The organism is Jeotgalicoccus coquinae (genome assembly GCF_014207425.1).
In the GTDB taxonomy this organism is placed as follows: domain Bacteria; phylum Bacillota; class Bacilli; order Staphylococcales; family Salinicoccaceae; genus Jeotgalicoccus; species Jeotgalicoccus coquinae.
Window position 1 is genome coordinate 803,462 of the sequence record NZ_JACHFF010000001.1, and the last position, 22,828, is coordinate 826,289.

Annotated in this window: 27 protein-coding genes; 22 read left to right on the forward strand and 5 right to left on the reverse strand. The window is 41.3% G+C overall.

Translation table 11 applies throughout. From position 1 onward, the window contains the following. Window positions 1-10: 10 nt before the first annotated feature. The 4 genes from HNR41_RS03920 (at window position 11) to HNR41_RS03935 (ending at window position 3,053) form a co-directional block, all read left to right on the forward strand. The gene (locus HNR41_RS03920; RefSeq protein ID WP_184281932.1) at window positions 11-916 is read left to right on the forward strand and encodes a deoxyribonuclease IV; all 906 of its coding nucleotides are present in this window, start codon (window positions 11-13) and stop codon (window positions 914-916) included. Window positions 917-1,031: 115 nt separating this feature from the next. Further along, the gene (locus HNR41_RS03925; RefSeq protein ID WP_184281934.1) at window positions 1,032-1,814 is read left to right on the forward strand and encodes a metal ABC transporter ATP-binding protein; all 783 of its coding nucleotides are present in this window, start codon (window positions 1,032-1,034) and stop codon (window positions 1,812-1,814) included. After that, window positions 1,814-2,659, forward strand: a complete 846-nt coding sequence (locus tag HNR41_RS03930; protein ID WP_184281936.1) for a metal ABC transporter permease — start codon at window positions 1,814-1,816, stop codon at window positions 2,657-2,659. The genes HNR41_RS03925 and HNR41_RS03930 overlap by 1 nt, the downstream gene beginning before the upstream one ends. After that, the gene (locus tag HNR41_RS03935) at window positions 2,640-3,053 is read left to right on the forward strand and encodes a Fur family transcriptional regulator (RefSeq protein WP_184281938.1); all 414 of its coding nucleotides are present in this window, start codon (window positions 2,640-2,642) and stop codon (window positions 3,051-3,053) included. Before HNR41_RS03930 ends, HNR41_RS03935 begins: the two co-directional genes overlap by 20 nt. A gap of 241 nt (window positions 3,054-3,294) precedes the next feature. Here the strand turns inward: HNR41_RS03935 and HNR41_RS03940 are convergent, their stop codons facing one another. The 3 genes from HNR41_RS03940 to HNR41_RS03950 all read right to left on the reverse strand — a co-directional run bounded on the left by HNR41_RS03940 (window position 3,295) and on the right by HNR41_RS03950 (window position 5,540). Next, window positions 3,295-3,480: a hypothetical protein gene (locus tag HNR41_RS03940; RefSeq protein ID WP_184281940.1), complete on the reverse strand. Its 186-nt coding sequence runs from the start codon at window positions 3,478-3,480 to the stop codon at window positions 3,295-3,297. 119 nt (window positions 3,481-3,599) lie between these two features. Further along, window positions 3,600-4,721 (reverse strand): flavodoxin-dependent (E)-4-hydroxy-3-methylbut-2-enyl-diphosphate synthase, encoded by a 1,122-nt coding sequence (gene ispG, locus HNR41_RS03945; protein WP_184281942.1) that lies wholly within the window; start codon window positions 4,719-4,721, stop codon window positions 3,600-3,602. A 75-nt stretch (window positions 4,722-4,796) separates the two neighbouring features. After that, window positions 4,797-5,540 carry a DUF1189 family protein gene (locus HNR41_RS03950; RefSeq protein WP_184281944.1) on the reverse strand — a complete coding sequence of 248 codons (744 nt, stop codon included), beginning with the start codon at window positions 5,538-5,540 and terminating at the stop codon, window positions 4,797-4,799. 133 nt (window positions 5,541-5,673) lie between these two features. On the opposite strand from HNR41_RS03950, the gene HNR41_RS03955 reads away from it, so the two are divergent. From HNR41_RS03955 to argH, 11 genes are all read left to right on the forward strand, one after another. Then, window positions 5,674-6,276, forward strand: a complete 603-nt coding sequence (locus tag HNR41_RS03955; protein WP_035808645.1) for a superoxide dismutase — start codon at window positions 5,674-5,676, stop codon at window positions 6,274-6,276. A 180-nt stretch (window positions 6,277-6,456) separates the two neighbouring features. Beyond that, a complete protein-coding gene (locus HNR41_RS03960; protein WP_229714918.1) occupies window positions 6,457-8,568 on the forward strand; it encodes a peptidoglycan D,D-transpeptidase FtsI family protein in 2,112 nt (703 codons plus the stop codon). A 146-nt stretch (window positions 8,569-8,714) separates the two neighbouring features. Beyond that, complete coding sequence (locus tag HNR41_RS03965) at window positions 8,715-9,710, forward strand: phosphate ABC transporter substrate-binding protein PstS family protein (protein WP_184281948.1); 996 nt, start codon at window positions 8,715-8,717, stop codon at window positions 9,708-9,710. Window positions 9,711-9,779: 69 nt separating this feature from the next. After that, window positions 9,780-10,706: a phosphate ABC transporter permease subunit PstC gene (gene pstC / locus HNR41_RS03970; protein ID WP_376698666.1), complete on the forward strand. Its 927-nt coding sequence runs from the start codon at window positions 9,780-9,782 to the stop codon at window positions 10,704-10,706. Between the two features lie 2 nt (window positions 10,707-10,708). Next, on the forward strand, window positions 10,709-11,587 hold the full coding sequence (pstA, locus tag HNR41_RS03975) for a phosphate ABC transporter permease PstA (protein ID WP_184281952.1): 879 nt from the start codon (window positions 10,709-10,711) through the stop codon (window positions 11,585-11,587). Between the two features lie 21 nt (window positions 11,588-11,608). Further along, complete coding sequence (gene pstB, locus HNR41_RS03980) at window positions 11,609-12,442, forward strand: phosphate ABC transporter ATP-binding protein PstB (protein ID WP_184281954.1); 834 nt, start codon at window positions 11,609-11,611, stop codon at window positions 12,440-12,442. Window positions 12,443-12,445: 3 nt separating this feature from the next. Further along, window positions 12,446-13,099 (forward strand): phosphate signaling complex protein PhoU, encoded by a 654-nt coding sequence (phoU, locus tag HNR41_RS03985; protein ID WP_184281956.1) that lies wholly within the window; start codon window positions 12,446-12,448, stop codon window positions 13,097-13,099. An 88-nt stretch (window positions 13,100-13,187) separates the two neighbouring features. Next, entirely contained in the window at window positions 13,188-13,760 is a 573-nt protein-coding gene (locus HNR41_RS03990; protein WP_184281958.1) for a 5-formyltetrahydrofolate cyclo-ligase, read from the forward strand. Next, window positions 13,750-15,159, forward strand: a complete 1,410-nt coding sequence (locus tag HNR41_RS03995) for a rhomboid family intramembrane serine protease (protein ID WP_184281960.1) — start codon at window positions 13,750-13,752, stop codon at window positions 15,157-15,159. The genes HNR41_RS03990 and HNR41_RS03995 overlap by 11 nt, the downstream gene beginning before the upstream one ends. A gap of 89 nt (window positions 15,160-15,248) precedes the next feature. Beyond that, the gene (locus HNR41_RS04000; RefSeq protein WP_184281962.1) at window positions 15,249-16,457 is read left to right on the forward strand and encodes an argininosuccinate synthase; all 1,209 of its coding nucleotides are present in this window, start codon (window positions 15,249-15,251) and stop codon (window positions 16,455-16,457) included. Continuing rightward, complete coding sequence (gene argH, locus HNR41_RS04005; protein ID WP_184281964.1) at window positions 16,450-17,823, forward strand: argininosuccinate lyase; 1,374 nt, start codon at window positions 16,450-16,452, stop codon at window positions 17,821-17,823. The genes HNR41_RS04000 and argH overlap by 8 nt, the downstream gene beginning before the upstream one ends. A 59-nt stretch (window positions 17,824-17,882) precedes the next feature. Here the strand turns inward: argH and HNR41_RS04010 are convergent, their stop codons facing one another. Further along, entirely contained in the window at window positions 17,883-18,119 is a 237-nt protein-coding gene (locus HNR41_RS04010) for a DUF2759 domain-containing protein (protein ID WP_184281966.1), read from the reverse strand. Between the two features lie 98 nt (window positions 18,120-18,217). On the opposite strand from HNR41_RS04010, the gene HNR41_RS04015 reads away from it, so the two are divergent. Then, complete coding sequence (locus tag HNR41_RS04015; RefSeq protein ID WP_184281968.1) at window positions 18,218-18,829, forward strand: MBL fold metallo-hydrolase; 612 nt, start codon at window positions 18,218-18,220, stop codon at window positions 18,827-18,829. A 134-nt stretch (window positions 18,830-18,963) separates the two neighbouring features. On the opposite strand, the gene HNR41_RS04020 is transcribed toward HNR41_RS04015, so the two are convergent. After that, a complete protein-coding gene (locus HNR41_RS04020) occupies window positions 18,964-19,212 on the reverse strand; it encodes a DUF2626 family protein (protein ID WP_184281970.1) in 249 nt (82 codons plus the stop codon). A 224-nt stretch (window positions 19,213-19,436) separates the two neighbouring features. Here HNR41_RS04020 and HNR41_RS04025 point away from each other — a divergent pair, with 224 nt between their 5' ends. From HNR41_RS04025 to HNR41_RS04050, 6 genes are read left to right on the forward strand one after another with little or no spacing between them, the layout of a single operon-like run. Beyond that, entirely contained in the window at window positions 19,437-20,429 is a 993-nt protein-coding gene (locus HNR41_RS04025; protein WP_184281972.1) for an ATPase, T2SS/T4P/T4SS family, read from the forward strand. Further along, window positions 20,392-21,447, forward strand: a complete 1,056-nt coding sequence (comGB, locus tag HNR41_RS04030; protein ID WP_184281974.1) for a competence type IV pilus assembly protein ComGB — start codon at window positions 20,392-20,394, stop codon at window positions 21,445-21,447. Before HNR41_RS04025 ends, comGB begins: the two co-directional genes overlap by 38 nt. A gap of 11 nt (window positions 21,448-21,458) precedes the next feature. Then, window positions 21,459-21,782: a competence type IV pilus major pilin ComGC gene (gene comGC / locus HNR41_RS04035; RefSeq protein ID WP_184281976.1), complete on the forward strand. Its 324-nt coding sequence runs from the start codon at window positions 21,459-21,461 to the stop codon at window positions 21,780-21,782. Next, on the forward strand, window positions 21,760-22,191 hold the full coding sequence (gene comGD / locus HNR41_RS04040) for a competence type IV pilus minor pilin ComGD (RefSeq protein ID WP_184281978.1): 432 nt from the start codon (window positions 21,760-21,762) through the stop codon (window positions 22,189-22,191). The genes comGC and comGD overlap by 23 nt, the downstream gene beginning before the upstream one ends. Further along, window positions 22,181-22,438: a hypothetical protein gene (locus HNR41_RS04045; protein ID WP_184281980.1), complete on the forward strand. Its 258-nt coding sequence runs from the start codon at window positions 22,181-22,183 to the stop codon at window positions 22,436-22,438. The genes comGD and HNR41_RS04045 overlap by 11 nt, the downstream gene beginning before the upstream one ends. Then, the gene (locus HNR41_RS04050; RefSeq protein ID WP_184281982.1) at window positions 22,410-22,820 is read left to right on the forward strand and encodes a hypothetical protein; all 411 of its coding nucleotides are present in this window, start codon (window positions 22,410-22,412) and stop codon (window positions 22,818-22,820) included. The genes HNR41_RS04045 and HNR41_RS04050 overlap by 29 nt, the downstream gene beginning before the upstream one ends. The last annotated feature ends 8 nt before the right edge of the window (window positions 22,821-22,828 follow it).

Below are 22,828 nucleotides of genomic sequence, written 5' to 3' on the forward strand. Positions count from 1 at the left end.
GTTGATATAAATGTTATTGGGATCACATGTTTCGATGAGCGGTAAGAAAATGCTGGAAGAGTCGGTAACGACAGCAGCAGGTTATGGTGCATCTACATTTATGATTTATACCGGTGCGCCTCAAAATACGCGCCGCAAAAAAAATGAAGATCTGAATATCGAAAAGGGACAGCAGGCAATGGCGGAACTCGGTATTACGAATTTCGTTGTCCATGCACCTTATATTATTAATATCGCAAATACTCAAAAAGATCATGTATTTAATCTGGGCGTAGACTTCCTGCAGGAAGAAATTGTCCGTACTGAAGCACTGGGTGCAAAGCAGATTGTACTTCACCCGGGCGCACACGTCGGAGCGGGCAGCGAAGCCGGAATCAAACAGATTGTTAAAGGGCTTAACGAAGTGCTTTCAAACGATAATGATGTACAGATTGCACTTGAAACGATGGCGGGCAAAGGATCTGAAATCGGCCGTACATTCGATGAGATTGCACACATTATGGATGGCGTAACGAACAACGAACGTCTGAGTGTAACATTTGATACATGTCACGTTCACGATGCAGGCTACGATATTAAAAACGACTTTGACGGCGTGTTAAACGAGTTTGATAAAATAGTCGGTATTGACCGTATTAAGATTCTTCACATGAACGATTCCAAAAATCCTGCCGGCGCTCATAAAGACAGACATGAAAACTTCGGCTTCGGCCATATCGGGTTCGATGCTCTGAACTACATCATTAACCATCCGGAATTCACTGACGTTCCAAAAATATTAGAAACTCCATTCGTCGGTCCGGATAAGAAAAATCGTGTTGCACCATACAAACACGAAATTGAAATGATTAAATCCGGAGAATTTGACCCGGGCTTATTAGTTAAGATTAATCCTGATGTATCAGTATTGGAATAGTTAAATTCAAAAGGGCACCTCTTAAAGAGGTGCCCTTTTTCGTAATCATTCCTATTTACAAAACGTAATGATTCCTGTAAAATATATCTGGACATAAATAAAAGGAGTCTTGTTAATGGCTGTGCCTGTATTTGAAATAAAAGACGTAACATATGAATATAAAGATAAACTGGAGGCAACACCAGCACTTCAGAATATTTCCTTTTCTATTAACAAAGGGGAGTTTTTAGCGATTGTCGGACCAAACGGGTCGGGTAAATCAACTTTGCTTAAATTAATACTCGGTGTATATAAACTGCAGCAGGGTAATATACTGATTAACGGCAAGAGCCGCAAGTCATTTAACGCCTGGCAGGAAATAGGCTATGTATCGCAAAAAGCCGCAGCCCATGCCAAAGGATTCCCGGCTACTGTAAAGGAAGTTGTACTGAGCGGACTCACTAAAGAAAAAGGGCTGTTTAAAAGATTTACGAAGAAAGATAATGAACAGCTGGACAGAACATTAAAACTGCTTGATATCGGCCATATTAAACATCAGAACGTATCAAACCTTTCCGGCGGGCAGGCTCAGCGCGTATTTATCGCACGGGCACTGATTAACAAACCGTCGATTTTAGTATTGGACGAACCGACAGAGGGAATCGACAGTAAGCACGTTAAAGACTTTTACAACGTGCTTTTAAAACTTAAAGAAGAGAATGTAACGATTCTGCTTGTTACACATGATATCGGAGTTGTTGTTGACTTTGCAGATAAAGTGGCATGTCTGAACGAACACCTTCATTTCCACGGCACGAATACAGAATTCCAGAATCTTGGTGAGGCAGAGCTGTCTAAAATATACGGTTTCCCGCTGCAGCTCGTGTCGCACAACCATCAGAGGGAGTGCTGTAAATAATGATAGAAGCAATTTTAAACTATGACTTTATGAAATACTCATTTATCAGCGGAATTATCGTCGGGCTGATTGCACCATTGCTCGGGACGTTTATCGTTGTGAGAAGACTGTCGCTTATAGCGGATGCACTGAGCCACGTTGCGCTCGGCGGTATCGCATTCGGTGTATACTTAACATCGATTTTTAATATTGTCATTAATCCGGTTATATCGGGAATAGTATTCTCGGTAATCGGTGCACTGGGTATCGAGAAACTGCGCGGTGTTTACAAACATTATTCGGAGATCGCAATTCCGATTATAATGAGCCTCGGAATTGCGCTCAGCGTATTATTCCTGTCACTGGCAAACGGCTTTAACCAGGATCTGTTTGGATACCTGTTCGGAAGCATCAGTGCAGTAAGTTTCAGCGATATGATACTCATCGGAATAATCGGTATTATCGTACTGCTGTTTGTATTCTTCTTATATAAAGAAATGTTCTTCATCTCATTCGATGAAGAATACGCAGGCGTAATGAAGTTAAGCAAATACATCCATATAATATTTATTATACTCGTGGCACTCGTAATCAGCGCATCAATGCGCATTGTCGGAATACTTCTCGTGAGTGCGATGATGACATTGCCGGTCGCAAGTGCAATGAGAATCACATCAAGTTTCAAACAGCTTATGGCAGTCAGCATAATTTTTGGAGAAATTTCTGTAATCGCGGGGCTGTTTCTCGGATTCCATCTGAATATTTCACCAGGAGGGACAATCGTACTTGTCTCAGTCGCAATATTATTATGTACGCTGGTATTAAATCGTGTAGGAGTTGTTAGGAATGCACAAAGAACTGGTTGATTACAAAGAAATGCTTAAAGAAGCAAAATTTAAAATAACAAAAAAACGTATTCGCATGATAGAAATATTCATGGAAGACGAACGGTATTTATCTGCTAAAGAAGTACAGGAAATGATGAATCAGGACTATCCGGGAATAAGCTATGATACGATTTACCGGAATCTTCATACACTGAAAGACATCAATGTACTGGAACAAACAACATTCGACGGGGAGATGCAGTACAAAATATCATGCACAGACCATCACCACCATCATTTCATCTGCGAACGATGCGGAGAAACAAAAATCGTACAGTACTGCCCGGTGGAAACATGGGAGAAAGAACTGAACGGCGTAAAAATTAACAGCCACAAAGTGGAATTATACGGCTTATGTGAAGTATGCCGGTAATATAAACAGTTAAACAGCCCGCGTCCTTAAATTAATAAGAATTGCGGGCTGTTTTTTATGCTTATATAAGATTTACCGGGTCATTGTGAAAGTGACAGTGACCCGTCAGAATCGTTACCGGGTCATTGTGAAAGTGACAGTGACCCGTCAGAATCGTTACCGGGTCGTTGTGAACATGACAGTGACCCGTCAGAATCGTTACCGGGTCGTTGTGAATCTCACAACGACCCGCCGACACTGATTATTCCTCTTTTTCTTCCGTATTCTTCGCGACTCTGTTTTTAACAATAACTGCTACTGCAAGAACTACTACCAGCAGGACCGCAGTTGAAGGGCGGATAATTGTATCCGTAAACCAGAAAGCGAGAACTGTCAGCAGTATCAGACCGATAATGACGAGAAATATTATATTAAAAACTTTTTTCATAAACTGCACCTGACTTTTATTCTAATAAATTATTTTCCGTTATTTACTATATATTTTTATATGAGAAATAGCAACGAAGTTAAAAAAACCCGCTGCACACTGCAGCGGGATTAAATATATTACTTAGCTTCTTCTGCTTCTTTTTCAAGACGCTGTTTCTCATGATAAGCTTCAGCCATAATGTCGATTTCTTTTTTAAGTTCGTCAACCATTGTTTCTTCAGGTACTTTACGCACCGTTTTACCGTGCATGAAGAGCAATCCTTCACCGCGTGCACCTGCGATGCCGATATCGGCTTCACGGGCCTCACCAGGTCCGTTTACCGCACATCCGAGCACTGCAACTTTAAGCGGTGCTTTAATGTTGGAAATATACTCTTCCATTTCGTTGGCGATTGAAATCAGGTCGATTTCAATACGTCCGCATGTAGGACATGCAATCAGTGTTGCTGCGTTACTTGCCAGACCGAAAGTTTTCAGCAGCTCTTTACATACTTTAATTTCTTCAACCGGATCAGCTGATAATGAAATACGCATTGTATTTCCGATACCTTTGGAAATAATTGTACCAAGTCCTGCCGCACTCTTAACAGTACCTGCAAACAGCGTACCGCTTTCAGTAATACCGATGTGCAGCGGGTAATCAAATGCAGCTGATGCTTTTTCGTAAGCTTCAATTGCAAGGTTAACGTCCGATGCTTTCATCGAAACGATAATATCTTGGAAATCAAGGTCTTCTAAAATCTTAATATGGTGAAGTGCACTTTCAACCATACCGTCTGCAGTAGGGTAGCCGTATTTTTTAATAATATGGCGCTCAAGACTCCCTGCGTTAACTCCGATACGGATTGGAATGCCTTTGGCTTTACATGCTTTTACGACTTCTTCGACTTTTTCACGGCGGCCGATATTACCCGGGTTGATACGGATTTTATCCGCGCCGCCTTCTACTGCGATTAATGCCAGTTTATAGTCGAAGTGGATATCGACAACAAGCGGTATATTGATACGTTTTTTGATTTCTGCAATCGCAAGCGCATCTTCTTCTTTTGGACATGCAACGCGAACAATCTGACATCCTGCTTCTTCAAGCTCATTAATCTGAGCAACAGTCGCTTCAACGTCGTGTGTTTTCGTAGTTGTCATACTTTGAATGATAATTTCATCGGCTCCGCCGATAGTAAGATCGCCAACTTTAACTTTTCTAGTTTGTGTACGATGTGTAATTCCAGACATATACAAGCCCCTAATCTAAAATTCTTTCTAATTTATAATCTTATTATAATAAAAAACTGAGACAAATGTAACCATCTTGCATTACGAATGCGTTTTCTTTTGACCGGGCAGCTTTTTAAAGTAATAAATATAAGGAATTAATGCAACTGCCAGTATAACCCAATAGAAGGTTTCCGTGTATACCGCAATTATTCCAATCGGCAGTGACAACAGCATCATTATATAGGAACCGATTTTAAACCAGTTCATATAATCTGTTTTTTTCTTCATTAAACCGGCAATGAAACTTAATAGAAGAGACAGAAACAGCATCAGCGTAAAAATAAAGAAGTAAATGACAACTACATATATAGTAATATATATAAATATATAGAAGTATAAACTGGACATCTGACTGGACACGAACTGTCCGAGTGATTCGTTGTCTTTAATATCCCCGATAAAGCTGTAGCTGAAAGTACCGTTTTGAATTTCATTTATGTAAATCCCGTCACGGAGAAATGCAAACAGCACAGCATCTCCGAGTTTATCTGCTTCATCACGGGTGATTTCAGATGTAAACAGTATCTCATGTTCATTTAAGCTGAGTAATTTTTCTGCACCCCGGTATTCATCGTTTTCAATGACGAACTCCGGTATTTCATCGCTGACTTCCGACAGATTTGAAAAGGTGTTTACTGTACCGGTCAGTGTTGTAATAAACGGCAGCGCAATGAAAATCGACAGCAGCAGTATGTTTAATAACAGATACCGGAATGGTACGGTACGAAACAGTGGATATTTTTTAAATGTTGCAAGACGTTTAATAAATTCAAAATACTTCATTCTCTCATCCTTAAATACGTATAATAATAAGACCTTAGTCCTATTTAAAGAAACATAAAGCAATCTAATTGTTATTTTAACATCAAATTGCTATATTTAGGATGTAAACAATTTTGAAGGGAGATTTTTAATTATGGCTTTTGAATTACCAAAATTACCATATGCTTATGATGCTTTAGAACCACACATCGACAAAGAAACGATGGAGATTCACCATTCTAAGCACCATAACACTTATGTAACAAAATTAAACGACGCAGTTAAAGGTACTGATCTCGAGTCTAAATCGATCGAAGAAATTGTTAAAAACCTAGACGCTGTACCAGAAAACATCAAGACTGCGGTACGTAACAACGGTGGAGGACACCTTAACCACACATTCTTCTGGGAATTACTTTCTCCGGAGAAAAAAGAATTATCAGGTGAACTAAAAGAAGCAATTGAATCTGCATTTGGTTCAGTTGACAAATTTAAAGAAGAATTTGAAGCAGCAGGCGCTGGCCGCTTTGGCTCCGGCTGGGCTTGGCTGGTAGTTAACAACGGTGCTTTAGAAATTACAAGCACTCCAAACCAGGACAACCCTGTATCTGAAGGTAAAACTCCGGTATTCGGTGTTGACGTTTGGGAACATGCTTACTACCTTAAATACCAAAACAAGCGTCCTGAATATTTAAGCGCTATTTGGAACGTAGTAGACTGGGACAAAGTTAACGAATTATATCAGGCTGCTAAATAATACAGCAACGAAAAAGACGGGGGATTTTCCTCCGTTTTTTTTATTTTAGTAAACCGGCATTAAAATATGTTAAAATGATGTGGACTTTATAAAAGGGTTTGATGCAGGTTGAAACGGGCAAAAATTAAAAGCTTGGACGCTATAAATAAACAGGTTCTGAGATCGCGTATTAATATTATTATGCTGATAATTTTTATTCTTTTTTTAATTCTTATTATTCGTCTCGGATATTTGCAGATTGTTCTCGGTGATACATATCAGGAACAGGTGGAAAATGCGCAGTACGTTGAAATCAATCAGAGTGTCCCGCGCGGTGAGATTTTCGACCGTAACGGCAATCTGCTTGTCGGCAACACCGCTGAAAAAGCAATTTACTTTACGAGACACAGAAACATGTCGAACTTCGAGATAATGAACGTGGCTGAAACGCTCAGTACTTACATATCCATGGAAACTGACCGTCTGTCGCTTCGCGATAAGCAGGACTACATTATTAACAACTATCCGGGAGAGCTGTCGGCGATTATGCCCGAGCAGGTTACACTGCTTGAAAACGGCGGAATATCCCAAAGTGACTTTAATGAAGATGCTTACGGAATTATCGATGACGAGTTTGCAGACTCTGTATTGAATGAAGAAGATTTAAATATTATTGCTGTATATGTTGAAATGGTTTCGGCAAGCGAACTTAATCCCGTCATCGTTAAAAGTGAAGGTGTGACAGAGGAAGAGTTTGCCAAAGTGAACGAAGACCTTGATGAACTTGCAGGAATTTCAACAGGTCTCGACTGGCAGCGTACTTATCCGTATGACGCAGCACTGCGTACTGTACTCGGAGAAGTATCGACGAACGATGAAGGACTGCCGCGTGAACTCGTTGAATACTATCAGGCACTGGGCTATTCACGTAACGACAGAGTAGGTAAGTCCTACCTTGAGTTCCAGTACGAAGATGTTCTCCGCGGTGAAAAACCCCAGGTGAAATACACGACCGACAAATCGGGGAGAGTAACAGGTGAGCAGACAATCAAAGAAGGTAAAGCAGGAGATGACCTATATCTTACGATAGATATAGAACTCCAGCTTGAACTTGAAAAGATTGCGGAACACCATTTAACAGGTATCCGCGAATTAGCTGAAGAAATTGTCGAGATGGATGAAGGAAAAGGGGACATCGATTACACGATTATTCCCGAATATATCGATACAGTGCAGCTCGTCGTCCAGGATCCGAATAATGGAGACATTCTCGCAATGGTCGGAAAACATATTAATGAAGACGGCGATATCGTCGATTATGATTACGGTACGCTGACAGCAACATACGTACCAGGTTCATCCGTCAAGGGTGCAACCGTTGCGACAGGTTATCAGGAAGAAGTACTGCAGGCAGGGGAAACTCTGGTTGATGAACCGATGACATTCTCAGGTACGGACACGGTCAGTTCATTCTTTAACCGTAATGACCAGGTGCCTGTAGATGACCAGAGAGCATTAATGGTATCTTCCAACACTTACATGTTTAAAATCGCACTGGCGATTATGGGTGAGGAATACTCGAGAAATATGCCGCTGCCGACAGATGTTACAAGTGCAGGTTATGCACTCCGCAACGGACTTAACCAGTTCGGCTTAGGTGTGTCGACAGGAATTGACCTGCCGAACGAAGCAATCGGTCTTGCACCGCAGCTGACAAACCCGATGAACTATCTGTACTTAAGTATCGGTCAGTACGATACGTACACGGCACTGCAGCTGTCACAGTACATCTCAACATTTGCAGCTGACGGCAAACGCGTGCAGCAGCACCTTGCAAAAGAAGTTCGCGGCAGCAATGCAAACGATAAAGGTCCGGTATTAAAATCATACGGTACAAACGTATTAAATACGATACCGGTGACCGGAGATCAGATGTCTCAGATTAAAGCAGGCTTTTACGATGTGTTTAATACACACGATGAAGCAAGAGACATGTACGGTACCGGATGGGATGCCTACCATGAGCTGGAACCGAAAGCAGCCGGCAAGACCGGTACTGCCGAGAGTTTCAGAGACGGTGATCCGGTGTTGAACCAGACGTACCTGGGTTACGCACCGTACGATAATCCGGATATGGCATTCTCAATCATCTTCCCGACGATGCCGAGTACTGTACCGTTCTTCCCTGCACAGTTTATGGGACAGGACGTTATTGAGAAGTATTATGAAATATACTACGGCCAGGAAAGCAAGCCGCTTTACAATTATGATGCCGGTGATTTCTACACTGATCTCGAATACGGCAGCTACTGATATAAAGATCTTAATCCCGCGGGATTAAGGTCTTTTTTTCATCTTTACACAATCTTAACAATACATTTATTTTAGATTTACAATAGCAGGCTAGAATATGTATGTAAGATAAATTACCAGACAAATTAATTGGAGGAATTTTAGCTATGAAGAAGAATTTATTTCTTACTGCACTGCTCATGAGCTTAATGTTCATTCTAGCAGCTTGTTCTGACTCAGGATCAGAAGAAGATACAGGCAGTGAAGAGGGTTCAACTGAAGAAAGTTCAGAAGGCGGATCATCTGCTGATGTTACAGGAAACATAAACGAAGACGATGAGCAGATTGCCGGTGAAGGTTCATCTACAGTATTCCCTATACTTAACCTTTTAGTTGAAGACTTTAACGCTGACCACGGTGTTGCTGTTGAACTTGGCGGTAACGGTACCGGTTCAGGTTTCAGTGCACTAATCGAAGGTACTGCACAATTTGCTAACGCATCACGCGGTATCAAGCAGGAAGAAATTGATGCTCTTGAAGATGCAGGAATTGAATGGACAGAATTCCTTGTAGCTACAGACGGTCTGACAGTTGCAGTTAACCCGGCTAACGATTTCGTAGAAGATTTAACATTTGACGAACTTAACATGATCTACTCAGGCGAAGCTGAGAACTGGTCGGATGTTCGTGAAGATTTCCCTGAAGAACCGATTACAGCTTACGGTCCGGACCAGTCACATGGTACACACGACTTCTTTAATGAAGAAGTAATGGACGAAGAAGGTGTTGAAGGACAGCTTATCCAGGATACTAACCAGGTGGTTTCATCTGTAGTAGGTGACCAGAATGCAATTGGATTCTTCGGTTACAGTTTCTACCAGGAAAACCAGGATTCATTAAAACCTGTATCAATTACAAGTCCTGACAGCGATGAAGCTGTAGAACCAACTTTCGAAAACGTAATGGATTTCTCTTACCCGTTATCACGTCCGTTATACCTGTACGTGGATAACGCAGCATTAGAAGAGAATGAAACTTTCCATACATTTATGGAATTCACACTTAAAAACGCGCAGTCTGCTGCAGAAGAAGTTGGATATGTACCTCTTGAAGACGAAGCTCTTGAAGAAGAACTTTCTAAACTTCCAAACTTGGAACAATAAGAAAAAATCTTATAACAGATGGACGCGGATGCTTTTATCCCGTCCATTTTTAAAGTAAAGAGAGGCTTTATAATGAGCAATAACAAAATCAGAGATCAGATTATTAAAAATACAAGAAATAAATCCAATATTTTCGAGAGATTAATTCCAGTCATTTTACTTTTAATTACTTCAGTTTCTATTCTCGCAACTATCGGTATTCTTTATACATTACTTTCAGAGTCGTTTGAATTCTTCTCACGTGTGCCAATTACGGAGTTCCTGACTTCAGCTACATGGCAGCCGTACGTGGGCGACGGCGAGTGGGGAATATGGGCACTTATTATGGGTACTCTTAAAATTGTAGCAATCGCAGTAATCATCGCCGTTCCAATCGGGCTCGGCGCTGCAATTTATCTGAGTGAATACGCGACTGAAAAAGTCAGACGTATTATCAAACCTATACTGGAAGTGCTGGCAGGTATTCCGACAGTCGTTTACGGTTTCTTTGCAATAAATTTTGTTAACCCTATCCTCCAGGGTATATATAGCGGTTTTGGTTTATACAATGCGGTTTCGGCCGGTATTGTAGTAGGTATTATGATTATCCCGATGATTGCGAGCTTAAGTGAAGACGCAATGAGTTCGGTACCTTCAGCAATGAGGGAAGGTTCACTCGGTATGGGTGCTACGAGATTTGAAACAGCAATCAGAGTAGTTATTCCGGCAGCATTTTCCGGAATCATCGCTTCATTTGTTTTAGCAATTTCACGTGCAATCGGTGAAACTATGATCGTGTCCATTGCGGCGGGTTCAATGCCGAACGCAAGTTTCGATTTAACAGAGCCGCTGCAGACGATGACAGGGTTTATCGTACAGATCACTTCAGGTGACGCTGCATTCGGTACAGATTTATACTACAGTCTGTTCGCGGTCGGTATGACGCTGTTCATTATGACAATGTTAATGAACGTCATTTCATCGTGGTTTACGAAGAGATTTAAGGAGGATTACTAATTATGACGTTGATAGATAAAGACATCATTGCCAAGAAACGTACCGGCAGACAATCTAGAAACCAAATATTTAAATGGTTATTCTTCCTGTGCACGATGTTCGGACTCGCAGTGCTGATTATGCTCATTACAGATACACTGATGGACGGCTGGAGCCGCCTGAACATGGATTTTCTGACGAACTTCAACTCAAGCAGGGCTGAAAACGCAGGATTCTTCGGAGCAATCATCGGTTCATTATGGCTCATGCTGGTCACAACACCAGTTGCCATTATCCTGTCAGTTGGAACAGCTTTGTATTTAGAAGAATATGCACCAAAAAATAAATTTACAGATTTCATTAAAATAAATATTTCAAACCTTGCAGGAGTGCCTTCAGTTGTATTCGGTCTGCTGGGCCTTGCAATGTTCGTAAGAGCACTTGCACTTGGCAACTCGGTACTTGCTGCAGGACTGACACTTGCACTTATGATTCTTCCGGTTATCGTCGTTGCATCACAGGAAGCTATCCGCGCAGTACCCGCATCAGTTCGTGAAGCATCGATCGGTATGGGTGCCACGAAGTGGCAGACAGTATCAAGAATCATTTTACCGGCAGCAATTCCCGGAATCATTACAGGGATTATCCTTGCTATCTCACGTGCGATCGGTGAGACCGCACCGCTTGTAGTTATCGGTGTACCGACAACACTGCTGGTTACACCGACAAGCGTATTCGATTCATTCCAGGCAATGCCTATGCAGATTTACAGCTGGGTTAAGATGCCGAACGAAGAATTCCAGTATATCGCAGCAGCAGGAATTATCGTCCTGCTTGTCATCCTGCTTCTGATGAACTCAGTTGCAATCTTTATCCGCAATAAGTTTTCGAAAAGATATTAATTAATAAGAGGAGTTTTAAAAATGGTAGAACTAAAAACTACAGTTAAACAAAATACACAGGCACAAAACAAACAGCAGTCGCCGATTATCCAGCAGGAAAAGGAGATTGTTTTCCAGTCTAAAAACTTTAACCTCTGGTACGGAGATAACCACGCACTCCAGGACATTAACTTAACTTTTCACGAAAACGACATCAATGCGATCATCGGACCGTCAGGGTGCGGGAAGTCAACTTTCGTTAAATCATTAAACCGCATGACCGAATTAGTACCGATTGTCCGTACAGAAGGGGAAATCGATTTCCGCGGCAACGATATTTTCAACAGCGGCATGTCAGTTGAAGAATTAAGAACACGTGTCGGCATGGTATTCCAGAAACCGAATCCGTTCCCGAAATCAATTTATGACAATGTCGCATACGGTCCCCGTGTACACGGCATTAAAAAGAAATCAATTCTTGATGAAGTTGTAGAAAAATCACTGCGCAGTGCATCAATCTGGGATGAAGTTAAAGACCGTCTTAACGACAATGCTTACGGACTTTCAGGCGGACAGCAGCAGCGAATCTGTATCGCGCGTGCATTGGCAGTTGAGCCGGAAGTTATTCTGATGGATGAGCCGACAAGTGCTCTTGATCCGATTTCAACGACTAAGATCGAAGATTTAATGCAGGAACTTAAAAAAGATTACAGCATCATCATTGTGACACATAACATGCAGCAGGCTGCACGGGTGTCAGACAGAACATCATTCTTCTACCAGGGATACGTTGTTGAATCAGACGATACGAATGTTATATTTGAAAATCCTTCCGACAAGCGTACAGAAGATTATGTATCAGGAAGATTCGGTTAATATATGACTTTGTACCGTGAAAAGTTCCATGAGCAACTTCATGCACTGATTAACGAATGTATTATCCTTGGGGAAGAGTGTCACAAAAGACTGGCAAATACTGTGGAAATCCTTGTTGCAGAAAACATCGATGAAGCACGCCGGGTCGTTCGTGATGACTCTGAAATAAATAAGATGGAAGCAGATATTAACGCACATGCGATTAATTTAATTACGACACAGGCACCTGTTGCGACAGATTTAAGAATGATTATATCCTGCATAAAAATCGCGGATAACCTTGAACGTATCGGCGATAATATAAGCAATGTTGCAGAGGTCAGAAAACGTATTAAAATTACTAACGAGCGCACGCTGCTCCGTTTTAAAACGATGGAGCGTCTCGCTTCATTAATGCTTGAAGATGTTTATACCGCCTTTAAAGAAGATGATATGGATCTGCTGCATGAGATTATTTTGAGAGATCAGGATATCGATGCAGTATTCGTACAGATTACGACTTCAGATATATTCGAAGAATCCGATGCATTTTTAACAGGGCAGATTCAGCTGACAGCAAAATACCTTGAACGTATCGGTGATCACATTAAGAGTATAGCCGAACAGATTTACTATATTCATACAGGTGATCCGTACGAGAAGTCCAAAAGCGAATAACTTGAAACCTCCAGTAATTCTGGAGGTTTTTTCTTTATTCATATAGAATATATATAAGATAGAATTAAATAGAGAAGGGGTTTTTTAAATGTCGAAAAAAGAATTACGCCAAAATATGATCAGCATTTTAAAGTCGATGGACACAGATGCTAAAAATGCTGCAGCAGATAATATTACAGCGCACGCAAAAGATTACATTCAGGCACGCGGTTTTAAAAGTACAGGAATCGTGCTGCCGATGAAAATAGAATACGATACGTGGAAACTTATCGATGAGTTGCTGGCTGCGGATATCGAAGTATATGCGCCGCAATGCCACTACGAAGATAAATCAATGACATTCCACCGTCTGACTTCAAGAGACGAAGTAACGCTGGATGAAAAAAATATCCCAATTCCAAATCCGGATGCACCGGTAAACAACGACGTTGAATTATTAATCGTGCCAGGTCTGATCTTCAGCCCTGAAGGATACCGTATTGGTTACGGCGGCGGCTTCTACGACCGTTTCCTGACGAACTTTAACGGCTCAACAGCATCACTGATTTTCAGCGAACAGATCGGCGAGACGATTGTTATGGATCATGACCTGCCGGTAGACGTTTTAATTACCGATAAAGAAATATTCAATGTTAAAGAAGTGAGAAAGAATGAAGAATAAATGGCAGGCAGCATTTGAAGTTGCGAAATATACAAATTACGATTTTCTTCATTATGACAATGATACAAAAATAATATGGCTGAAAGACCGTAAAAAGAAAACACTCATGTGTCTGATTGATATGGATCTTTCAGACAGTGAACTTGAAGAGATTACAGATAACATATTCAGTTCCCAGGATAATCTGTCGGGCATCGCGGGCTTCCCGGTTAAAGTGATAAATCTTTACCATTTAACCAGTAAAAAATTCACGCGCAAGTTTAAATCAAAATCACTGAGAGTGAACCACCGGACAGTAAACAACCTTGAAAAGATTATTTCCAACCCTTTCTATAAGATAGATATGAAATACAAGAAGCCGAAAGACGATGCTTTTTACAAGCGACGTCTGATGTCCCGTCATCCGTTTGAGAAGTATATGATTAAATTTACGCCGATGACGCTGCTGCTTGTTACATTAAATACGATAGTTCTGTTAATTAATTTAATTTTTGTTCATCTGTTTAATACGCATGAACTGACAAACCTGCTGGCAGTCAGCCATTACGAAGTATCGTCAGGAGAATACTACAGACTTGTGACCAGCACGTTTCTGCATGCCGGCATCAGTCATTTCCTGTTTAATATATTTGCACTGTATATTCTCGGGAAGTTCGTCGAAGGAATATACACACCATGGCATCTGCTGATAACGTATCTTGCAGCAGGCACCATCGCGAGCCTGTTCTCACTTGCGTTCATTACTGAAGGTATTTCACTCGGAGCGAGCGGTGCTGTATACGGACTGCTTGGACTAATGATTATGCATTTATTAATCACGAGACAGATCAAAGTAAAACTGATTATCCAAATAATCGCAGTGTTTGCAGTGGTTTCGGTCTTATCCATGTTCCTTGCGAATATTAATCATTATGCGCATATCGGCGGACTGGTTGTCGGTGGACTGCTTGCAGTTCTGTTCAACTTCCGCCGTGTGAAGTTTAAATATTCATTGATTGCAGCTGTTGTATTAATCTTGTTCACGATGTTCAGCCACTACAGCATGAATCAGCAGACTTCTATTCATCCGATGGATGATGAGGCAATGTACTATTATGAAAATGGCGACTACGATAAAACACTCGAAGTCGTAAACAGTTCAATTAACAAAGAAGTCGCGACAGATATGACTTATTATCTGCTCGGTAAACTGTATATTGAATCGGGCGATGCTAAAAAAGGACAGGAGTATGTAGATAAAAGCTACGACATGAATCCTGCCAACGAACTTGCCGCAAAAGAAAAAATATTGGAATTCCGCAAAGCTCAGGATTATGAAAGTATGACTGAAGCTGTAAGCAGACTGGATAAACCGGTCGAGGACAAAGAGCTGCAGATCCTTGTCGATGAAGTAAATTAATCTTTATGTATAATTATGCTTGATTATGTAAGTTTATGATGTTAGTATATAAATTATCATCAACAAAAAAACTTATGAGGTGACAATATATGGCACAGAAAAAAGTAGTATTAGCATATTCAGGCGGGTTGGACACAAGCGTAACGATTCAATGGTTTATCGATAAGGGATTCGATGTAGTAGCGGTATGTTTGGATGTCGGTGAAGGTAAAGACCTGGAACTGATTCATGACAAAGCACTTAAAATGGGTGCCAGCGAATGTCACATCATAAACACGCAAAAAGAATTTGCAGAAGAATTCGTTGCTTATACAATTTACGGAAATTCAATGTATGAAGAAAAATATCCATTAGTATCAGCACTGAGCCGTCCGTTAATTTCTAAAAAATTAGTTGAGATCGCTCACGAAACAAATGCAGATTACGTCGCACACGGATGTACCGGTAAAGGTAACGACCAGGTTCGTTTCGAAGTGGCAATCAAATCACTTGATCCGACAATTAAAGTACTGGCACCGGTTCGTGAGTGGACATGGTCAAGAGAAGAAGAAATCGAATATGCGAAAGAGCATAACATTCCGATTCCGGTTGATCTTGATTCACCATATTCTGTAGACCAGAACTTATGGGGCAGAAGCAACGAGTGCGGTATCCTTGAAGACCCGTGGGCAGCACCGCCGGAAGATGCATATGACCTTACTGTAAACATTAAGGATGCACCGGACGAAGCTGAAGAGTTATTAATCACTTACGAAAAAGGATTACCGGTTGCAGTCAACGGCGAAAAATTTGAACTGCACGAATTGATTTTACATTTAAATAATGTAGCAGGTAAGCACGGAATCGGCAGAATTGACCACGTGGAAAACAGACTTGTCGGAATTAAATCAAGAGAGATTTACGAAACTCCGGCAGCTAAAGTGATCTTAACTGCAAAACACGATTTAGAAACTATCACATTAACTAAAGACATTGCTCACTTCAAACCGGTCGTTGAGCAGAAATATACAGAACAGGTGTATAACGGTTTATGGTTCACTCCATTATCGGAAACACTGAGAGCGACACTGAAAGACATGCAGCAGCCTGTAAATGGCGATGTGCGTGTTGAATTATACAAAGGTAACGTAACTGTTACAGGACGTAAGTCGGAAAACAGCCTGTACAACGAAAAACTCGCAACATACACGAAAGAAGATGCATTCAACCAGGAAGCATCAGTAGGCTTCATCGAAATCTTCGGTCTACCGACTAAAGTTAAAGCGATGCTTGAACAGGGAGTTGCTGTGGATGAGTAAAAAAGCTTGGGGCGGAAGGTTCCAGGAAGAATCAATATCATGGGTGGAAGAATTTAATGCTTCCATCCATTTTGATAAAGTTCTGATTGAGGAAGATATCAACGGGAGTATTGCACATGCAAATATGCTTGCAGCACAGGATATCATTACAGAAGAAGAGAACAGCCGGATTAAAGAAGGACTGCTCAGCATTCTTAATGATTACAACAACGGTAAATTAACATTCAGCGTATCGCAGGAAGACATTCATATGAATGTCGAGGCGAAGCTGATTGAAAAAATCGGTTCAGCAGGCGGCAAACTTCATACGGCAAGAAGCAGAAATGATCAGGTCGCAACGGACATGCATTTATACGTTAAAAAAGAAGTAAATGCAGTAATCGAAAGTGTGGAACTGCTGCAGGAGACGATTATCAAACTTGCTGACAGGCACATTGATATCATCATGCCCGGATACACGCATTTACAGCGTGCACAGCCGATTCTGTTCTCTCATCATATACTGACTTACTTCTGGATGCTGGAACGCGACAAATCACGTTTTAACGATTCTTTAAAACGTATTGATGTTTCTCCGCTTGGAGCAGGGGCAATCAGCGGTACGACGTTTAATATCGACCGTTTCCAGACAAAAGATGAGCTGGGCTTCGAAGGGATTTATCATAACAGTATGGACGCAGTGAGCGACAGGGACTACATCGTGGAAACATTATCCAATATTTCACTGACGATGGTGCACTTATCAAGACTGTCTGAAGAACTGATTTTCTGGACAACTGACGAGGCGAATTTTGTGACGCTGAGCGATGCGTTTACGACGGGGTCATCGATGATGCCTCAGAAGAAAAATCCGGACATGGCAGAATTAATCCGCGGCAAGAGCGGGCGTACAGCAGGACATCTGATGTCAATGCTGATGCTTTTAAAAGGTCTGCCTCTGACTTACAACAAAGATATGCAGGAAGACAAAGAAGGACTGTTTGATTCGTTAACAACAATCAAAGGCTCGCTTAAAATTATGAACGGCATGCTCGATACGCTGACGATTAACGAGGAAGTGCTTGAAGAAGCAGTGACTGAAGATTTTTCGAATGCGACAGAGCTTGCGGATTATTTAGTCGCTAAAGGAATTCCGTTCAGGGATTCTCATGAAGTGGTCGGCAAACTGGTACTGACATGCATCAATAATGGTATCTATTTGAAAGATATGGCTCTTGCTGAGTTTAAAGCTGCAAGTGACGTAATCGAAGAGGATATATACGAAATTTTGTCACCTGAAGTTACAGTGAACAGAAGAATCAGCTACGGTTCAACAGGAACTGAAGCTGTAAAACAGCAGCTTGAAGTGGCTAAAAATCATTTATAACATTTAAAAAACTCTCTTCCGGATATCCGGAAGAGAGTTTTTCTTATTCATTAATTTAATTAACCAAGATCCGGATAGCCGAATGTGAATATTGTTGCAAGTGTCCAGAGTCCGAAAACCAGAACTGTTACTGCACTGAAGCCGGCACCAAGAAGGTTTTTAGCTTTCATAGAGTTAACAAGTCCAAACACTCCAAATACTGCTACCAAGCCCATTAGAATCGCAAGTGCATTAATACCGATTCTGATGGATAAACCACCGATAGTAAATAATTCTCCTGTATCGAAGAAAGGCATTATACTGACCCCCTAATCTTTCTCTTTAAACAATCACTTAATAATATTGTATAATTAATATATAGTTTTGTCGAGAACATTTTGGAGAGTGATTACTAATGAAAATAACAAGAATGCCTTTAGGGGCACTGCAGACAAACTGCTATATCGTCAGTAACGGTGAACGGGTGCTGGTATTCGATCCGTCAGCAGAACCTGCTGCAATTATCGGCAAGCTGAAAGACATTGGACTGCCGGTTGACGGAATACTGTTAACGCACACGCATTACGACCATTTCGGGGCACTGGATGAAGTCCAGGCATTTACAGATGCCGAAGTATATATGTCGGATATTGAAATTGACTGGCTGACAGACATTGCTAAAAACGGCTCAATACGCTTCACTGAGGAGATTACTTCATCAGTGACACCAAGTATCATAAAAGAAGGACAAGCGTCCGTAGGAGCCTTTAAATTCGACGTTATTCATACACCCGGACATTCACCAGGTTCATTGAGCTACAAATTTGAAGATTTCGTTATTTCAGGCGACGTATTATTCAATAAAGGCGTCGGCCGTACCGATCTGTACGGCGGGAGTACTCCTGAACTGATGTATTCGATCAGGGAGAAGCTGTATAAGCTCGCACCGGAGACGACTGTTTATGCAGGACATAACGTACCGACGACAATCGGCGATGAAAAAGAAAACAATCCGTATGTAAGATAAGTTAAAATATATCAGCCCGCGCATCTGAATATAATCAGGAGCGCGGGTTATTTTTGTGAAGTTTTTCAGTCGTATATTTAAAGCAGGCAAAGAAAAAAGCAGGGCACCGGAGTGCATCTGCTTTTTTACTTTAATTAGATTTCATTACCAAATGATGGTTCAAGTAAGAATGTTGTGTAATATGTAAATCCGACAAAGAACAAGATTAAATATGCAGCAAATACATACATGTACATTCTTTCAGTTAATTTCATATAGCCAAGTAAAACAAAGAAACCAGTCTGTGCTACGAAGAATAGTGACATAGTTACCATATCTCCAACATAGAACAGAATTGCAAAAATTGCAGTCCAGAATCCAAGCATTTTAAATACTTTATCCATGTGATACATCCTCCCACCTGAATAATTTCACATATCATTAATTTCAATTATAGATAATAACGACAGCAATGTAAATAGCAATTCAACATATTGTGCTGTAATTAAATTCCAAAATTAAAGAGCTTTGTGTAAAAAGTATAACAGTTTTACTATTTTTGCGAAAACATGAATTATTTAAATGAAAAACGCACTTTTCGCCTATATATAGAGTAGGAGGTGTTTTTTTGAAAGAGCTGGCAGAATCATTAATCAAAGATGCATATGACAGCGGCGCAAGTGATATTCACATTACGTTTGAAAAATCCGGGGGAGCGGTTAAAAAACGGGTCCGCGGAAAAATGGTGCCCGTGTGCACGCTGGAACCGGATATGCTGAAACGGCTGATCAACTATTTAAAGTTCATTGCTGAACTGGACATTAACGAACACAAAGTGCCGCAGAGCGGCAGAACTGACTTTTATATCGATGAGCTGCTGTGCAATATACGCGTCAGCACACTTCCGCTCACGATTATGAAGGAGATTACAGTCATCAGGCTGCTGAACACCAGTGCAGGAAAATCTTCTGCAGGTCTTTTTTATAAAGACGAAGATTATAATTTCCTGACAATGTATATGAAACTGTCTCAGGGACTGATTTTATTTACAGGCCCCACAGGGTCCGGGAAGAGTACGGTGATGTACAGACTTGCAGCGGATGCAGTCGCAGAAGGCTCGCATCAGATTATCAGTATCGAAGATCCGGTTGAATTTGATATTGACGGTCTTGTGCAGGTTGAAATTAACGATAAGGCAAATCTGAGCTACGGCCCGCTGATCAGAGGTGTACTCCGCTGTGATCCGGATATTATTATGTTCGGTGAAATCAGAGACAGAGTCATTGCCGAAGAACTGCTGAAAACAAGTCTGTCCGGACATCTGGTACTGAGCACCTTCCACAGTAAAAATGCATTGAGCACGCTGACAAGGCTTAAAGATTACGGTTTATATAAAGAAGAGATGGCCGAGAGCATTTCGCTTATCATTAATCAGCGGCTGATTCATACGGGTAAAGGTTCGTTTATCGTGTATGAATATTTGGATCAGCAGATGATTCAGGCGTATTTAAACGGCGGTGAAGTGAATTACACAACGATTCAGGATAAGCTCTTTGAACTTCACGGGGAAGGGGCACTGACGGATGAAGAATTTAAACATTACAATCGGTCCTTCCAATAAGCTTGGTAAATATGATGCACACTTTCTGCTGAAGCTTGCCGGACTGCTGAGAAACGGTTTTACGATGCAGCAGGCATTAATATTTCTGACCGAGCAGTACGAAGTAATCAAACAGGCCGACAGAAATGCGCTGCTCGGACTGATTAACAGCGGTGCCTCTCTCAGTGCCGTACTGAAGCATCTCGGCTTTTCAAAGTCGATTATTATGCAGGTGTCGTTCGCAGAAATTCACGGTGAAATCATTTCAAATCTGGAACAATCCGGAGAATATTTAACCACACGCCGGCAAACAATTCAGAAGCTGGTTAAAACACTGCAGTATCCGCTCGTGCTGGTCACGATTTTTATCATTATGCTCGTGTTATTGAATTACACGGTAATTCCTCAGTTTAACGAGCTGTACAGTGCCATGCAGGCGGATAAGACGATGCTCGTACACATGCTGACACTGATACTGAATTATCTTCCTTATGCGGCTTTAGCCCTCATGACTGCAGTGTTCCTCAGCGGTTTCACAATCCTTATTATCCTCAATATTAAAAATACGGCTCTGGCAGCAAAATTGCTGCTGAAAATACCGGTCGTAAAAACTTACTTTAAATACTACGTCACATACCGCTTCTCAAGGGAGTTCGGCTACTTTTTAAATAACGGTCTCGAAGTAAAAGAGATTATTCTGCTGTTTAAAACACAGACGATCAACCATTATTTAAGTCTCGCTGCACAAACTATTGAAACTGAACTGCTGTACGGCACTTCGCTTGGTGATGCCATTGAGCAGCTCGATATGCTCGACAGAAGACTTGCGGTATTCGTCAACCACGGCGAATACAACAGCAACGTCGGACGCGAACTCATTATTTACAGCGAATACTCTCTTGAAAATATCATTATAAAAATTGAAAGCTTTACGAAAAAGATACAGCCCGTCATATTTCTGATTCTCGGACTGTTGATTGTGTGTCTGTATTTAGTAATCGTGTTACCGATTTTCAATATGATGAGCAATATCCAATAGGAGGAATAATTATGAGAAGAACAATTAACCGTAAATTTAAAAACAAAGAAGAAGGTTTTACACTGATTGAAATGCTGCTGGTGCTCCTCGTTATATCAGTTTTAATCATTCTGATTATCCCGAATATCGCGGCACAGAGCCGCAACGTCCAGGATACGGGATGTGAAGCACAGGTGCGTATGGTTCAGAGCCAGATTGAGGCATACACGCTGAATGAAGGCACACCACCGTCAACAATCCAGGAGCTGGTGCCGGAATACTTAACAGCTGAACAGGTCAGCTGCCAAAACGGTGATTCAATTACGATAACTAATGGCGAAGCAACGAGGCAGTAGCGGTTTTACCATGATGGAGATGATGCTGACTTTATTTCTGGTCAGCATTATTCTGTCATTGTCCGTGCCGCACTTACCTGTGTACCGGCAAAACGACACTGCCGGGGAAATTGAAACAATCAGCTATGTATTCCAGGGCGCCCAGATGCATGCAATGGCGAAAAAGAAATCCTATACAGTGATGATGGATCACGCGAACCAGTCAATCATCGTCCGGGATAAAGACCGAAACCCGATATCAAACTACGAACTTAAAGTATGCGTACTTCAGGAATATGGCATGAGTCAGTTTGTCTACAGACCGAACGGAGATACGAGCGGTTTCGGAACGGTGCAGTTTTTATGTAAAGGCAAGACGGTAAAATTTGTATTTCAAATCGTAAAAGGGAGGTTCCGGATTGAACAATGACGGGTTTCTGCTGTATGACAGTCTGCTTGCTGTCGTTATATTTACTGCAATTGTTTTAATGCTGCCGGGGATATTTTCTATTACAGCCACGGATGAGCTGAGCATGGAACAGCTTAAGTTTTACCGTGAACTGTACAGTATGAGCACCCGGTATAACTCAACTGAAGATTATATAAAAGCAGCTCAAAATTTATTTAAAGGAACGGGGTTCCCATGTGATGAACGGCTCAAAAAAATATGCGGCTGACGGTTTCAGCTATATGGAGGTCCTCCTGTCTTTAATGACCGCTGCGTTAATTATGGCTGTTATGCCAAATATAATGATGATGTTCCAGTCACTGACGCTGGACGGGGATTATTACGACACAGATATATTCACACTCGATATTATTGAAACTTATAAAGTATCTGAAAAAATAAAAACAGCCGGACGCACGATAAACTTCACCACTGATCACGGGGAGGTCTCATACCGCTTTGCTGACGGACGGATTATTAAAAGTATTGACGGTGACGGCTTCGTCACTATGATGTTCAATATCGAGGAGTTTATCATTACAAAAGAGAACACATCGATTACGCTCGAGCTGAAAGGAGCAGCGAATGAAACATTTACCTTCAGGCAATGATGGATTTT

What these genes read in the sequence shown, in the direction of transcription:
- HNR41_RS03920 (WP_184281932.1), top strand. Translation starts at nt 11, where the DNA reads ATGTTATTGGGATCACATGTTTCGATGAGCGGTAAGAAAATGCTGGAA.
- HNR41_RS03925 (WP_184281934.1), top strand. Translation starts at nt 1,032, where the DNA reads ATGGCTGTGCCTGTATTTGAAATAAAAGACGTAACATATGAATATAAA.
- HNR41_RS03930 (WP_184281936.1), top strand. Translation starts at nt 1,814, where the DNA reads ATGATAGAAGCAATTTTAAACTATGACTTTATGAAATACTCATTTATC.
- HNR41_RS03935 (WP_184281938.1), top strand. Translation starts at nt 2,640, where the DNA reads ATGCACAAAGAACTGGTTGATTACAAAGAAATGCTTAAAGAAGCAAAA.
- HNR41_RS03940 (WP_184281940.1), bottom strand. Translation starts at nt 3,480, where the DNA reads ATGAAAAAAGTTTTTAATATAATATTTCTCGTCATTATCGGTCTGATA.
- HNR41_RS03950 (WP_184281944.1), bottom strand. Translation starts at nt 5,540, where the DNA reads ATGAAGTATTTTGAATTTATTAAACGTCTTGCAACATTTAAAAAATAT.
- HNR41_RS03955 (WP_035808645.1), top strand. Translation starts at nt 5,674, where the DNA reads ATGGCTTTTGAATTACCAAAATTACCATATGCTTATGATGCTTTAGAA.
- HNR41_RS03960 (WP_229714918.1), top strand. Translation starts at nt 6,457, where the DNA reads ATGCTGATAATTTTTATTCTTTTTTTAATTCTTATTATTCGTCTCGGA.
- HNR41_RS03965 (WP_184281948.1), top strand. Translation starts at nt 8,715, where the DNA reads ATGAAGAAGAATTTATTTCTTACTGCACTGCTCATGAGCTTAATGTTC.
- pstA (WP_184281952.1), top strand. Translation starts at nt 10,709, where the DNA reads ATGACGTTGATAGATAAAGACATCATTGCCAAGAAACGTACCGGCAGA.
- pstB (WP_184281954.1), top strand. Translation starts at nt 11,609, where the DNA reads ATGGTAGAACTAAAAACTACAGTTAAACAAAATACACAGGCACAAAAC.
- phoU (WP_184281956.1), top strand. Translation starts at nt 12,446, where the DNA reads ATGACTTTGTACCGTGAAAAGTTCCATGAGCAACTTCATGCACTGATT.
- HNR41_RS03990 (WP_184281958.1), top strand. Translation starts at nt 13,188, where the DNA reads ATGTCGAAAAAAGAATTACGCCAAAATATGATCAGCATTTTAAAGTCG.
- HNR41_RS03995 (WP_184281960.1), top strand. Translation starts at nt 13,750, where the DNA reads ATGAAGAATAAATGGCAGGCAGCATTTGAAGTTGCGAAATATACAAAT.
- HNR41_RS04000 (WP_184281962.1), top strand. Translation starts at nt 15,249, where the DNA reads ATGGCACAGAAAAAAGTAGTATTAGCATATTCAGGCGGGTTGGACACA.
- argH (WP_184281964.1), top strand. Translation starts at nt 16,450, where the DNA reads ATGAGTAAAAAAGCTTGGGGCGGAAGGTTCCAGGAAGAATCAATATCA.
- HNR41_RS04010 (WP_184281966.1), bottom strand. Translation starts at nt 18,119, where the DNA reads ATGCCTTTCTTCGATACAGGAGAATTATTTACTATCGGTGGTTTATCC.
- HNR41_RS04015 (WP_184281968.1), top strand. Translation starts at nt 18,218, where the DNA reads ATGAAAATAACAAGAATGCCTTTAGGGGCACTGCAGACAAACTGCTAT.
- HNR41_RS04020 (WP_184281970.1), bottom strand. Translation starts at nt 19,212, where the DNA reads ATGGATAAAGTATTTAAAATGCTTGGATTCTGGACTGCAATTTTTGCA.
- comGB (WP_184281974.1), top strand. Translation starts at nt 20,392, where the DNA reads ATGAAGAATTTAAACATTACAATCGGTCCTTCCAATAAGCTTGGTAAA.
- comGC (WP_184281976.1), top strand. Translation starts at nt 21,459, where the DNA reads ATGAGAAGAACAATTAACCGTAAATTTAAAAACAAAGAAGAAGGTTTT.
- comGD (WP_184281978.1), top strand. Translation starts at nt 21,760, where the DNA reads ATGGCGAAGCAACGAGGCAGTAGCGGTTTTACCATGATGGAGATGATG.
- HNR41_RS04050 (WP_184281982.1), top strand. Translation starts at nt 22,410, where the DNA reads ATGAACGGCTCAAAAAAATATGCGGCTGACGGTTTCAGCTATATGGAG.